8 protein-coding genes are annotated in these 14556 nt (G+C 58.6%); 3 read left to right on the top strand and 5 right to left on the bottom strand.

Annotated elements, in window-relative coordinates; all coding sequences use genetic code 11:
* The first annotated feature begins 66 nt into the window (after positions 1–66).
* Complete coding sequence (locus BD293_RS15890) at positions 67–1764, top strand: KpsE/RkpR family capsule polysaccharide export protein (protein ID WP_142083403.1); 1698 nt, start codon at positions 67–69, stop codon at positions 1762–1764.
* Positions 1765–1789: 25 nt separating this feature from the next.
* On the opposite strand, the gene BD293_RS15885 is transcribed toward BD293_RS15890, so the two are convergent.
* The 4 genes from BD293_RS15885 to BD293_RS15870 all read right to left on the bottom strand — a co-directional run bounded on the left by BD293_RS15885 (position 1790) and on the right by BD293_RS15870 (position 6787).
* Positions 1790–2965 (bottom strand): BaiN/RdsA family NAD(P)/FAD-dependent oxidoreductase, encoded by a 1176-nt coding sequence (locus BD293_RS15885; RefSeq protein ID WP_142083401.1) that lies wholly within the window; start codon positions 2963–2965, stop codon positions 1790–1792.
* A gap of 136 nt (positions 2966–3101) precedes the next feature.
* Positions 3102–4937: an ABCB family ABC transporter ATP-binding protein/permease gene (locus BD293_RS15880; protein WP_142083398.1), complete on the bottom strand. Its 1836-nt coding sequence runs from the start codon at positions 4935–4937 to the stop codon at positions 3102–3104.
* 67 nt (positions 4938–5004) lie between these two features.
* The gene (locus tag BD293_RS15875) at positions 5005–5331 is read right to left on the bottom strand and encodes a DMT family transporter (RefSeq protein ID WP_142083396.1); all 327 of its coding nucleotides are present in this window, start codon (positions 5329–5331) and stop codon (positions 5005–5007) included.
* A gap of 148 nt (positions 5332–5479) precedes the next feature.
* The gene (locus tag BD293_RS15870; protein ID WP_142083393.1) at positions 5480–6787 is read right to left on the bottom strand and encodes a LysM peptidoglycan-binding domain-containing protein; all 1308 of its coding nucleotides are present in this window, start codon (positions 6785–6787) and stop codon (positions 5480–5482) included.
* 99 nt (positions 6788–6886) lie between these two features.
* Here BD293_RS15870 and BD293_RS15865 point away from each other — a divergent pair, with 99 nt between their 5' ends.
* Positions 6887–7444 carry an LOG family protein gene (locus BD293_RS15865; RefSeq protein WP_142083391.1) on the top strand — a complete coding sequence of 186 codons (558 nt, stop codon included), beginning with the start codon at positions 6887–6889 and terminating at the stop codon, positions 7442–7444.
* Between the two features lie 712 nt (positions 7445–8156).
* A complete protein-coding gene (locus tag BD293_RS15860) occupies positions 8157–12272 on the top strand; it encodes an Ig-like domain-containing protein (protein WP_142083389.1) in 4116 nt (1371 codons plus the stop codon).
* 209 nt (positions 12273–12481) lie between these two features.
* Here BD293_RS15860 and BD293_RS15855 read toward each other — a convergent pair whose 3' ends face one another.
* Entirely contained in the window at positions 12482–14473 is a 1992-nt protein-coding gene (locus BD293_RS15855; RefSeq protein WP_170207165.1) for a TRAP transporter permease, read from the bottom strand.
* Between the last annotated feature and the right edge of the window lie 83 nt (positions 14474–14556).

The following is a 14556-nucleotide window of genomic DNA, read 5'->3' as shown; positions in this document are numbered from 1 at the left end:
TCCCCTGTACAGGCTGCACGGGATACGCCAGCGGCACGCCCCGAACAGCGTCAAGGAAGCGGGCGGATGCAGGACGTGTCCCACTCCACTGGCGGACCTGCATCCGAGGTCGGCACACGCCCGTCGGCCCCGGCCAAACCTGCGGTCGTGGTCAGCAAACAGCCCAGATCGGCAGACATCGCTGACAATGCCTTTGACCCAGCCGAGTCTGCGCATCATGGCGCGGCACAGAATGACACGGGCCCGCAGGCGCAGCACGTGCATATGGCCGACCACGAAGGCAGCCCGAAAACGCAGGACAATATCGACGCGATCCGCGCCGAGGGGTTAACCGCACGCCAGTTGCGCATGGCCATGCGTGTTGCACAAGAACACGGGATTCGCCCGACATCTGCGTTCGAGGCTGTCTTGATGCTGCGCCAGCGCGGGATAGACCCGTTTGCGCGCGCCACGATGCTGGACCTTGTCCATTCCGATACGCCCGCCCCCGGCCGCGAAGTTGCTATTGCCGAACAAACTGCCCCTGCACTCAGGGCCGCACCCGGTCAGCTTGCCACCACCCCGGTCGAGGATGCACAAGACCGCATGGCCCAGATTGCGGCCGAGCGTGACAAGGAACTCAAGCGCGTTCAGCGCGATATTGCGAAACGGCGGCGCAAGCGACTGGCGCTGTTATGTGCGCGCTTGCTAGTTTTCGTCACCCTGCCGACATTCATTGTCAGTTGGTATTTCTATGTCATCGCCACGCCAATGTATGCGACGGAAAGTCAGTTCATTATTCAGCAGGCCGATGGTCAGGGTGGCATGAACGGTCTGGCAGGTATGCTGCCTTCGGCCGCAGGTATGGGGATGGGCGGCCAAAGCGAAGCGGCCTCTGTCCAAAGCTTTCTGCAATCGCGCGCGGCCATGTTGCGGCTGGATACAGAAGAGGGCTTCAAAGAGCATTTCAGTCAAGACCACATCGATATGATACGGCGCTTGCCGCCCGATGCGACGGATGAAGCTGCCTTCAGAACCTTCTCTCGACATGTTAAGATAGGCTATGATCCGACCGAGGGTGTCGTACGGATGGAAGTGATTGCTGCCTCTCCCGAGGATAGCGAACGCTTTGCGCGCGCGCTGATCCGGTTTGCCGAACAGCATATCGACATGATGACCCAGCGTCTGCGCGACAGCCAGATGCGCGAGGCGCGCGAAAATCTGGAAGAAGCGCAGCAACAGCTTGTACAGGCCCGCATGGAATCCGTCGCGTTGCAGGAACGCTCCAACGTTATGTCAGGCGAGGTTGAGTTGTCGCTTCTGTCGCAACAAATCGGCGCGCTGGAGGCAGAGTTGACGCAAACTCGGCTGAGCCTGCAAGAATTGCGCTCTAACGCACGCCCCAACCCCGCACGCCTGCAACCATTGGAGCGGCGCGAAGAAGCGCTGCGCCGCCAAATCGAGGATTTGCGCGGCTCCATGACCATAGACTCGCCCAGTGGCGCGTCGCTGGCGCGAACGCAAAGCCAGTTAATCATGGCCGAGGCAGAGATTCAGACCCGCGAGATGATGCGCGCGCAGGCCATGCAGCAAATGGAATCCGCTCGGATCGAAGTGAGCAGACAAGTCCGCTATCTGGCCTTGTCGGTGGAACCTGTCGCGTCGGATGAAGCGGCATATCCACGCAAGCTTGAATATTCATCGCTCGCGTTTCTGATCTTTCTTGGCATCTATCTGTTTGTGTCCATGACAGGGTCGGTGCTGCGCGAACAGATTTCGGGATAGAAAACCGGCTGCGCGGGGCGGCTGTTCAGACAGCCTGCCCCGCCACCCAGCCCGACGACCACGCCCACTGAAAGTTGTATCCGCCCAGCCAGCCTGTGACATCGACCACTTCGCCGATGAAATGCAGCCCCGGAACGGTCCGGCTTTCCAATGTGCGCGCATCAAGGCCGCGCGTATCCACGCCGCCCAACGTGACTTCGGCGGTTCTATAGCCCTCGGTGCCGACCGGGCGCACACTCCATGCCGACACGTCTTGCGCCAGCGCTTTCAGTTTTGCTTTCGGCTGATCGGCCAGGTTCCCCGCCAGGCCCGCGCGCGCCACGATCTGACGCGCCAATTTTTCCGGCAGATGTGCGCCCAGCACCCCCCATACGGCCTGTCGCCCCCGTGCCTGCTTCTCTGCGGCCAGTGCGGCGGAAATATCGACATCAGGGGCCAGATCAATCTCGATTGCCTCCCCCTCGCGCCAATAGCTTGAGATTTGCAGGATCGACGGGCCGGACAGGCCACGATGCGTAAAAAGCAGCCCCTCGCGGAATGCAATGCGCCCACAGCGTACACTGGCGGGAACCGACAGCCCCGCCAGCGGCTTCATCTCGTCCAGTTGCGCCGAGGTGAAGGTCAGCGGCACCAGTGCGGGGCGCGTTTCTACAAGGTCTGCGCCAAATTGCGTGGCAAGCTGATAACCAAAGCCCGTCGCGCCCATTTTCGGAATGGATTTGCCGCCCGTGGCGACCACCAGCTTCGGTGCATGCAGACTACCTGCGCTGGTCTGAACCGTGAACCCATCGCCGTGGCTGACATCGGTGATGCTTGTGCCAAGCATCAGATCAACCCCCGCCTCGGTCATGTCCATGCACAGCATGGCAATGATCTCGCGCGCAGAGCCGTCACAAAACAACTGCCCCAGCGTCTTTTCATGCCAGGCAATCCCCGCCGCATCGACCCGCGTAATGAAGTCATGCTGCGTATAGCGCGATAGGGCAGAGCGTGCGAAACGCGGGTTTTGCGACAGGAACCGCTCCGGGCGAATATCAAGATTGGTGAAATTGCACCGCCCACCACCAGAGATACGAATTTTCTCACCCGGCGCTTTCGCATGGTCGATCAACGCAACACGGCGCCCACGCCGCCCTGCCTCGATGGCGCAGAACATGCCTGCGGCCCCTGCGCCCAAGATGATCACATCATAGGATTTCATGGCACCCTCGCGGCCCTTGTGCCCGCCCGCGCAGCCGGGCACTCCCTGCCGCGCGCACCCCCCTTATGCGCCAGACCCGCCCGATAGCGTGACGGTTCCGGGGGTGCCAAAGGCAGGGCGTTTCCTTTCCCTTGGGTCATTCCCCCTCGACGCGCTGGCGCGCCCACATGGCCGCATAACGCCCGTTTTGGCCAAGCAGCGCGTCATGCGCGCCTTCTTCCACGATATGCCCGTCATCCAGAACGATGATCCGGTCGGCATCCACCACAGTCGACAATCTATGCGCAATCGTGATGACAGTGCGCCCTTGTCCCATCTGGCGCAGACTGTCCTGTATGCTTTGCTCTGTCTGCGTGTCCAGCGCGCTGGTCGCCTCGTCCAGCAGCAGGATGGGCGGATTTTTCAGCAAGGTGCGCGCAATGCCGACGCGTTGTTTCTCGCCGCCCGACAGCTTCAGGCCGCGTTCGCCCACGGCCGTGTCATAGCCTTCGGGAAGTGACAGGATGAAGTCGTGAATCCGTGCGGCCTTTGCCGCCGCCTCGACCTCTGTGCGGGTGGCCCCCTCGCGGCCATAGGCAATATTATAGGCAATCGTGTCATTGAACAGCACTGTGTCCTGCGGCACGACACCGATCATGCCATGCACGCTAGATTGCGTGACACCCCGCAAATCCTGCCCGTCAATCCGGATCGCGCCGCCCGTCACATCATAGAAGCGGAACAACAGCCGCCCGATGGTCGATTTGCCCGACCCGGACGGGCCGACAATTGCCACGGTTTCGCCGCCCTTCACGGTTAGATCAATGCCCTTCAAAATAGGGCGGGTGGCGTCATAGCCGAATTCAACCTGCTCGAAGCGGATCTCTCCCTTGTTGACTTTCAATGCGACAGCATCCGGCGCGTCGCTGACATCTGGCGGTTGGTCCAGCAGGTCGAACATCTCGGCCATATCAACCAGCGCCTGCCGGATTTCGCGGTATACAGTGCCCAGAAAGTTCAGCGGCATCGTGATCTGGATCATATAGGCGTTCACCATGACGAAATCGCCCACTGTCAGGTCGCCGCGCTCTACGCCAATGGCGGCCAGCACCATCACAGTGACAAGCCCTGTGGTGATCAGCATCGCCTGCCCGAAGTTCAGAAAGGCCAGCGAGTAGTTGGTTTTGACCGCCGCTTCCTCGTACTGGGCCATCGCCCCGTCATAGCGGCTGGCTTCCATCGCCTCGGCGTTAAAATACTTGACCGTCTCGAAATTCAACAGGCTGTCGATGGCCTTTTGGTTGGCGTCTGTGTCCTGCCGGTTCATGATCCGGCGCTGGGTGACGCGCCATTCGGTTATGCGAAAGGTAAACCAGACATAAAGGCTGATCGTCAGCACGACCGTGACCAGATACCACACATCAAACAGCCAGAAGAAGATGACCGCGATCATCAGCAGTTGCAGCATGAGCGGAAAGATCGAGAACAGCAAAAAGCGCAGCAGGAAATCCACGCCCTTCACGCCGCGCTCGATAATCCGGCTTAGCCCGCCAGTCTTGCGGGTGATGTGGTAGCGCAGGCTGAGACGGTGAATATGCTGAAATGTCTCCAGCGCCAGTTGCCGCAATGCGCGCTGGCCCACGCGGGTGAACAGGATATTGCGCAATTCCTGAAACCCGATTTCCATCAGGCGTGCGACACCATACGCAACAGTAAGGCCAATTGCGCCGACCGCCAGAAACCATGCCGACCCTTCGCCCGCCAGCGCATCCACCGCGCCCTTGTAGAAAAATGGCGTGCCAACCGCGACCAGTTTTGCCAGCACCAGCATAAGCAACGCCAGCATCACCCGCCTGCGCGCCCATACCGCGTTCGCGGGCCACAAATAGGGGATGACACGCTTGATGGTGCGCAAACCGCTTGCGCGTTCCTGCGAAGCTGTCGGAACAGGTGGCGCGTCTTGCGCTGTAGCAGCGGGGTCAGTCGCAGTCATATCGGGCTTTCTTGCATATGTCTGTGCTATCTAGGCCCGCGTCCGAGAAAAGACCAGAGCGGGTGCCTCAGGTCTCGCCCGTACCTGACAGCTTCATCAACACAAGCCCGCCAACGATCATCGCCGCCGCTGCCACGCGCATCGGGGTTACCGCTTCTCCCAGCGCCATGATGCCCACTGTAAAGGCCCCGACTGCGCCGATCCCAGTCCAGACAGTATAGGCCGTGCCCAGTGGCAAGGTTTTCATCGCAATCGCCAGCAGCGCGAAACTGCCCAGCATCGACACACCCATGATCATAGTTGGTACCAGCCGTGTGAAGCCCATTGATTGCTTCATCGCGAAGGCCCAGACCACCTCTAGTACACCGGCAATGGCAAGATAAATCCAGGGCATATGATCCTCCTGTCGGACCAGGTCGTCCTGGCGCTGAATATACGCGTGCAAGGTCGTCCTTGCCTGCCCAAGACTTGGGCATAAACGCAGACAGGTCAAGCCTGCTGCAAATAAAATGGGCAGGGGTTGCCAGAGGGCAACCCCTGCCTCAGTCGCGCCCGGCTGTGTCTGTATCTTGCGGTAGAATGAACACTTGCCCCGGATAGATCAGATCGGGGTTGCGGATCTGGTCGCGGTTGGCATCGAAAATCCGCATATAGCGTGCCCCGTCGCCAAATTGCTGCCGCGACATGGCCCAGAGGGTGTTGCCCGGCTGTACGATCAATGCCTGCATACCGCCCGCCTCGCGCGCGATTTCGGGGGTGGCGCGCTCAAAGGGGATTTCCGCGCGCGAGGTGACCTGTGCGGCATCATCCAGTTCATCGACGCGCAGCCGGTAGACACCGCGCTCAATCCCGTCAAGCTGGGCCTGCCAATTTCCGTCCGGTGTCGCGCGGGCGCGCAGGATGGGTTGGTTGTCCAGATAAATCTGAACATCCGCCGCCCCTTGGCGCGTGCGACCACTCAAAGCGACCTCGCCACCGTCATCATAGGTGACAGTGTCAATGCTGACATTGCGGCCCGAGGCAGGGTTCGACAGGGACGCGGCCTCGCCCAGAACCTGCACCGCACCGTCTGCACGCAACAGCACTGCAACCGGCGCGCGCGGTTCGGGCAAATCAGACCCCTCTGCTTCAGGCTGTTCAGCATGTGCCGTCTGCTGCGCGGGCAGCCCCTCTGCCTGTGGTTCTGCCGGGGTGTCGGGCAGCGCGTCAGAAGGCTGCATTGTCCCGACGACCGAAGGCTCGGAAATAACTGGCGGACGGGGTGGGGCGGCGCTGTCGGGGAAAAGCGGTTCCACCGCAACCACGCGGGCGGTTTGCACGTGGTGCTCGCCCGGTTCACCCGTGCCCCCGCTGGCGAGGGTCGCGCTGCGGGGCGCGAGCATCAGCGTATCGATTGAGCGCAGCCTGTCGCCATTGGGCAAACGTACTTCCAGCTCCAGCACCCGTGGCGTAGGGCTTGGCGCGACCTCGAACATCAGCACAAATTCACCTGCTGGGGTGCTGACGGCCTGCGCGACCGGGTCTTCGTCGATCAAGGCCGAGACTGAACTGCGGGCTGGTGCCTTGCCTGCGATCAGAACATCGCCCAGATCCGTCATGCGCACCAAATCGAAGCTGGGGGGCTGAATCGCTGTGGGGGCCACCATCGCAATCTGGATGTCGGGCGCAGGTTCGTCTTGGGGAAGCGCGACTCCTGCGGGTTCACCCTGCATGACATGTGGCACTGGCAGCGCAGGTTCTGGCGTATCTGATGGAAAGATCAGCACATAGGCCATGCTGGCCGCGCCAGCCACCGCAACCGAGCCGACCACCCATTGCGCCAAAGTATCTTTTGGAAAATATTTCAACATCGCGCGCCCTTTGAAACCACGCAACCCGGCATGCTCTTGCAAGATATTATCAACCTCGGTAACCGGTAGCAAAGCAATTCAAGGGATTAATCGACCCAGATGTCATATTTGCCCCGCTCTGTCTGTGTGTTTTGCGGCTCGCGTGCGGGTTCAGACCCGGAATTCGCCGCCGATGCCCGTAATGTTGGCACCATGATCGCGCGTCACGGCTGGCGTCTGGTTTATGGCGCTGGCGATATCGGCATCATGGGAGAGGTGGCGCGCGCCGCTCAATCGGCGGGTGCCGCCACGATGGGGGTTATTCCGACGCATCTGATGCATGTGGAAAAAGGCAAGCACGATCTGGGGTCGCTGGTGGTCACCGAAACCATGCATGAACGCAAGAAGGTCATGTTTACCAATTCCGATGCCATCGTCGTGCTGCCCGGCGGTGCCGGGTCACTGGATGAGTTTTTCGAGGTGCTGACATGGCGGCAGTTGGGCCTGCATGCCAAGCCGATCTATCTGCTGAATACCGCCGGGTACTGGACACCGCTTGCCGATCTGATTGACCACATCGTCGCCCAAGGCTTCGCTGATGTGAGCCTGAAAGGGTTTTTCAAAACCATGCCCGATGTGGCCGCGCTGGAAACCCGGCTGGTCAAGGATCTGACCTGATTGGCCCCTGTGCAAAGCGGGGACGCGAGAGCAGTCATCCGCGTCAGACACATATTACGAGTTTCTGTGTGTAAGTATTAAAAGACAGTGTATTCCAGAAAATAAACTGAGGTGTAGAAGCCAATAGATACAACTAAAAGTTGTAAAAAAATAATTTTAAAACCGCATAGCGGGAATTGATTAACGATTCGTTTTCACGCCTCAGTTTTGACACGAAAATCGAGTGTGAGAAATCTCAGCGAAGCGATTTTCCGTAAACGAGACACAATTTTGCCAAAATGAAAGATTACCCCTCTTTCTTGAAACAAAGAACGCTGCAAAGTTCATCAAGCGCGCTCGCAAGACGTCACCACGCTTGAATTGCGCAAGTTTTGTATGGCTATGTTTATGAGAAGAATTTCCTGAATGGTGTTTTACGAGGTCGAACAAAAATAACATTGCGCGCTGCAAGGAGGCCATCCTTGAACGCACGTCACCTGAGTCAACTTTCCAAAATCTCTGCCCGAAAGGGTCCGCAGTTTTGAGAGGAGGCAGGGTGTGGGGTTCACCGCAGCGCCAACCGAGTGACGCAAACGCATTTCTGTTTGCCGTCGAGAAATTGAAATTCCGCACGTTTCAGAGCGTGCAGTGGGGTTGATGCTGGTGGCGAACGCTGCCTCCGCATCAAGTGTAACGCGCTCTGGGCGCTTCGGGTGTTGAAAGGGACAAGCAGATGACGCTTAAGACTTATACTTGGACATGGACTGGATGGACTTGGAAGAAAGTCTATAACACGGCACCAGATGCAGCGGATGACACATACTCGGGTGATTTCAATACGAAGATCACCGGCAATGTTCTGGACAATGATACCGATGCAGACGGCGACAAGCTATGTGTCATCAGCGTGACACAGCCTGAGAATGGCACCGTGAAGATGTTTTCTGACGGAAGCTTTTCGTATACACCCAATGACGGTTTTTCTGGAACCGATACCTTCACCTACAAGATTAGCGACGGCAAAGGCGGCTATGACACGGCCACAGTGACCCTGACGGTTGGCGAAGACCCCAACCTGCCAGGGGAAGATGATGATTCCGACAACGATGACACCGATACGCCGGATGACGGGGATTGCTCAAAAGGCGGCTTCAACCCAGAGGCGTTTGATGCGATCTCGCTGAACTATTCGGATGCCGTGGACGGCAGTATCAAAGTTAGTGCCACTGACTCAACCGCCGGCGACTTCGTAACGTATAACAACGTTGCAACACTGGATGACGGAACTTCTGTATCCGCACGGTTGGTTCTCGTATCTAAGTCCAATGACCACTTGAAAGTTGATCTCGCGTCGAGCGACGATTACGAGATCCTGCTCAATGGTAACAACAATTCTGGCATGGACGGCGAAACCGCCACGTTCCGCCTGGAATTTTTCAACACGGAAACCGGTGAGCCGGTCGCACTGAACCCCGCCATTGTCTTTGCCGATCTGGATAAAAACAAAGGCACCGAGGGAATTTCGATCCATGATGAAAATCTGGCCAATGTCGGTGTGTCAGACGGCTCCAACCTCGATGTGAATTTCGATGGCGGCTCGTCAGTCACCGCCAAGGGCACTACAGACAATATCGATCCCAACCTGCTGGAGAGCCAGTTTCTGGCGCTCTATCAAGACACAGATTCGATTACCTTCACAATGACCTCACGCGCTGTGAACTCAGGCCTGAATTTCGGCGAGGCAGTTCCAGAAAACTTCAACATGCTGACGAACGCTGACCCGATTGCGGTCGATGATGAATTTACAGGTGAATTGAACGAGGTCATCTCGGGCAATGTTCTGGACAACGACTCGGACCCGGACAATGACAAGATATGCGTGATTTCGAATACCGATCCGGCAAATGGCAGTGTTATCGTCAATACTGACGGCACATTTACATACACGCCGAACGACGGGTTCTCTGGCGAAGATACCTTCACTTACACAGTAACGGATGGGAATGGCGGGACAGATACCGCAACGGTGACCATCTCGGTCGTGGTGGCCAACAGCCCACCAGACGCTGTGGACGACGCTTTCACTGGCGGTTTCAACCAGCCCATCACGGACAATGTGCTGGACAATGACTCTGATCCGGATGGCGATACCCTCAAGGTCATCGGCAACTCTGACCCGTTCAATGGCACAGTAACGATTGCCGAGGATGGAACCTTTACCTACACGCCCAATCAAGGCTTCTCGGGTAACGACGGCTTCACCTATACCGTGAGCGACGGCAATGGCGGCACAGACACGGCCACGGTCACACTGTCAGTGGGCGCCAACAGTGCTCCTATCGCGGTAAAGGATACTGGCGAAGGTGCGTTTGGCGAGGATATTACCGGCAACGTTCTGGACAACGACTCTGACCCGGATGGCGATGATCTGAAAGTCATCAGCAACACCAATCCGCTCAACGGTACTGTCAATGTCGATCAGGATGGCACCTTCACCTACACGCCGAATGAAGGTTTCTCTGGCAACGATCAGTTCACCTATACAGTCAGTGACGGGTTTGGCGGCACCAGCACAGCAGTCGTTTCGCTGACAGTCGGCGAAGAGCCGAACGAAGCACCAGACGCTGTCGCCGATGATTTCAGTGGTCAGGCAGGCGAGCCGATTTTCGGGTCTGTTCTGGACAATGACTCTGATCCAGATGGTGATCCGCTGACCGTCATCAGCAACACATCCCCCGAAAATGGCAAACTCGTTATCGGTGCAGATGGTGAATTCATCTACGTGCCCGAGGAGGGTTTCTTCGGCGAAGACAGCTTCACCTACACGATCAGCGACGGCAAAGGCGGCACAGATACCGCAACTGTTAACCTGAACGTTAATGCAGCGCCAGATGCCAATGACGACGTTTTCCTGACGCAGGAAGGCGAGCCGCTCAGTGGCAATGTACTGGACAATGATACCGATGTAGACGGCGGCGAGTTGGCCATTATCGGCAATACCGACCCTGCGAATGGTACATTGTTGCTGAACGATGATGGCAGCTTCACCTACACGCCGAATGACGGTTTCACCGGCCCGGACAGCTTCACCTACACTGTCACTGACGGTCAGGGCGGCACAGATACGGCGACTGTCAATCTGACCGTGAATGCAGGGCCAGATGCGAATGATGATGATGTCCTGACCCAGAAAGGCACGCCAATCACTGGCAATGTTCTGGACAATGACACTGATGCAGATGGCGATCCGCTGACCATTATCGACAATACAGACCCCGAGAATGGCACATTGTTGCTGAACGATGATGGCAGCTTCACCTACACGCCGAATGACGGCTTCTCGGGCGATGACAGCTTCACCTACACTGTCAGCGACGGCAATGGCGGCATTGATACTGCAACCGTCAATCTGACCGTGAACACCCCGCCAGAAGCAGTTGATGACCTTGCAGATACAGAATTCGACAGCGCGATCAGCGGCAATGTCCTTGATAACGACACCGATCTGGATGGCGATACGCTGGCCGTTATTTCCAACACCGAGCCGTCAAACGGTACTGTGGTGGTGAATGCAGACGGCCAGTTCATCTACTCACCGAATGAAGGCTTCTCTGGCGAAGACAGCTTCAGCTACACCATCAGCGATGGGAGAGGGGCAACTGATACGGCCACTGTCACCGTCACTGTCGGCGAAGCGCCAAACAACCCACCATCTGCCGAAAACGACTTCTTCACTGCGGCCTTCAATACAGAAATTACCGGCAATGTTCTGGACAACGACACTGATCCGGATGGTGACCCGCTGACGGCCACGCTCGCGACCGGTCCTGAAAACGGCTCGATCGTGTTCAACGAGGACGGAAGTTTCACCTACACGCCCAATGATGGCTTTTTTGGCGAAGACAGCTTTACCTATACGGCCAGCGACGGAAATGGTGGAACAGATACCGCGACAGTGAGTCTGTTCACCGAGAAAGAATGTGAACCCGACAACCGACCACCAATCGCGGTAGATGACGCCTTCACAACCGGCGGCATTGGTCAGACGGTCGAAGGGAACGTGCTGGACAATGACAGCGACCCTGATGGTGACCCGCTCTCGGTTCTGCTGAACAACCAGCCGCAAAACGGCTCCGTCACGTTGAACCCGGATGGCACTTTCACCTACACACCCAATGAGGGCTTTTTCGGCGAGGACAGCTTTGAATATGTCGTCTCCGACGGCAGAGGCGGGGCTGACCTTGGGACAGTGAATATCACAGTGCCATGCTTTGCTGCTGGTACATTGATCGTCACCGCCGAAGGTCCGAAACTGGTTGAGGAAATTCGTATCGGCGACAAGGTTCTGACGCGCGATGACGGATTTCAGGAAGTGCGTTGGGCCGGGCAGCGTGTGCTGGATGACGGATATCTGGCACAAAACCCGGATTTCGCCTCGGTCATGATCCGTGCGGGTGCGCTGGGCAACAAGCTTCCCCGACGCGATCTGCGCGTCTCGCCCGGTCACCGGATATTGCTGAGCGGCTATCAGGCAGAACTGCTGTTCGGAGAGCGCGAAGTCCTTGTCGCTGCCTGCGATCTGGTTGGACAGCCGGGTATCGAACACGACGCCCGTTCCGTGACTTACGTTCACATCATGTTCGACAGTCACCAGATCATCGACTCGGAAGGGGCATGGAGCGAGAGCTTCCAGCCTGCCGATGTGACCCTGAATGGTCTGGACACGCAGCAGCGCGACGAGCTTCTGGCCCTGTTCCCGGAACTGGCCACACGCAAAGGCCAGAGTGGGTATGCAACCGCACGCCGGGTGTTGGCCCGCCACGAAAGCTCTGCTCTGCTGGCGATGTGATATCTACGGCACAATAACTTTACAGGGCTCCTTCGGGGGCCCTGTTGTCATTTAGGGTGCCTTGCGCGGTGCCTATATTCGCGTGACACCCGTCGAAGATGTGGTGCCAGGCCCGCCTTCGTTTCCGTCGGCAAGAGCATGGACCCGCTTTGATGCCACAAAACCGGGGGAAACGCCCAAGCGGTTGCGCGTAATCGCTGAGGGGCCGATCAACCCGGTGTGGCGTCGCGCGTCGCCTCTGCACGGAAAGCGCGGAGGTTGAGCGTCATGGCCAGAAGCGTCAGGATCAGGCCGACGATATTGGTTTCCCACCCCGGAGTGATGAGAAGGAACGCACCCGCAAAGGCCATCAGCCGCTGTGTCAGTGTCAGACCTGTTGCAAAATAATTGATCGTTGCGGTGGCCAGTGCCAGCACCCCGACCGCCTTGACCACGCCCACCACTATGATTTCAACTGCCGTCCCCTCCATCAGCAGTTGCGGCGAATAGACGAACATGAAAGGGATGGTAAACGCGACCCAGCCCAGTTTCATCGTGTCCACAACTGCGCGGGTCCAGCGGATTTCGGCAATGGCGGCGGCGGCGTAGATGGCCGTGCAGACTGGCGGCGTTATCGTTGCAAGGATCGCAAAGTAGAACGCGAATAGATGCGCGTGCAGGGGTGGCACGTCGAGCGCGATCAGCGCCGGTGCCGCGAGCGAGGCCGATAGCACATAGGCCGCTGTCGTGGGCATTCCCATGCCAAGGATGATGCAGGCGAGCATCGCCATGACCAGCACCAGAAACAACGATTGCCCGCCGAATGAGACCATCATATCGGTGAACTTCACCCCGATACCGGTGGCCGAGATCATCGACACTGTGATCTGCGCCACGAAGGCCAGCACTGCCATCATCGCAAGGCTGATGCCAGCTTTGCGCAGGATTTCCACAAAGATCAGGCATTTCTCCTTCAGGCTGTGTTCCCAGTTGATGAAGAAGAATACGATCAGCGTCGCCAGAACCGCCTGCGAACCCGCATAGGCGATAGAGTAGCCCGACAGCAGGAAGTAGATCATCAGCCCGATGGGCAGGATCAGTTGCAGGAAGAACATGATGGTGAAGGTCGCGCGTGCGGACGGGATCTGGTCGGCGGGGACCGGCGCGATGCCCTCTTTGCGGGCCGATAGGTGGATGACCCAGAAATTGCCCAGATAGAACAGGATCGCGGGGATGATCGCGGCGACGACAATGGTCAGATAAGGGATGCCCACGATCTCGGCCATGACAAACGCGCCCGCGCCCATAATTGGCGGCATCAATTGCCCGCCGGTCGAGGCTGTCGCCTCTACCCCCACTGCGAATTCGCGCCGGTAGCCCAAGCGGCGCATCATGGGTATCGTCAGCGACCCGGTGGCAGCCGCATTGGCCATGCCAGAGCCAGAAATTGTGCCCATTAGGCTGGAGCCGACAGTGGCAACCTTGGCCGCGCCGCCGACCTGCCGACCCGCCAGCACGAGAGCTGCGTTCATGAAGGCCTGCCCGCCGCCAGTGCCCATCACGATCAGCCCGAACAGGATGAAGATTGAAATGACTGTGGCCGACAACCCCGGCAGCATTCCCCACAGCCCGCTATCGGCCATGAACAACCGGCTGGCCATACGCTCGGGCGAAAAGCCCGCATGGCCCCAGGTGCCGGGGATCAGATGGCCCAGCATCGCATAGGCCAGTGCCAGCCCCGCAAGGATCACAAGGCTCCAGCCCAGCACGCGGCGGCACGCCTCTAAGAAAACGCCCACGGCCATTACTGTCAGCAGCAGGTGGTATGGTTCGGGAAACAGGCGCGCGCGGAACATGTCCTGCCAGAACAGCAGCACATATCCCATCGGCAGGATCGCGCAGAGGATCAATCCCCAGTCGTACCACGGCAAGGTCGCGCGTACGCGCGCCGTACCGGTGCGCAGCGAGAAGAACGCAAGGGCCAGCACCACCCCGAACAGCCCGTGGGTTGCGCGTTGCTGCATATGCGGCAGGCTGCCGAAAAACGCCGTGTACAGGTGGAAACATGAGAACGCGACCGCGACCCCGGCGAACAGCCAGCCCTGCCAGCCCATCAGGGTGCGATCGGTGCGCCCCTCCTCGTCGATCGAGGTGTCGACAGTGGCGATGCGGTCGGCCTCTAGCCGCGCGGCGCGCTGGTCTTCGGGGGTGGGCGAGGTCATGCGGGCATCCCTGTGGCAGTGGCAGGCGGCGTTGCGCAGGTCCATCTGTGGCCGCCCGGTTCAGTCGGGCGTGCCACATGTTT

Origin of the sequence: Roseinatronobacter monicus, assembly GCF_006716865.1 — a bacterium.
In the GTDB taxonomy this organism is placed as follows: Bacteria; Pseudomonadota; Alphaproteobacteria; order Rhodobacterales; family Rhodobacteraceae; genus Roseinatronobacter; species Roseinatronobacter monicus.
The sequence above is the reverse complement of the archived record's forward strand: the minus strand, read 5'-3'. Positions and strand labels throughout refer to the sequence as shown.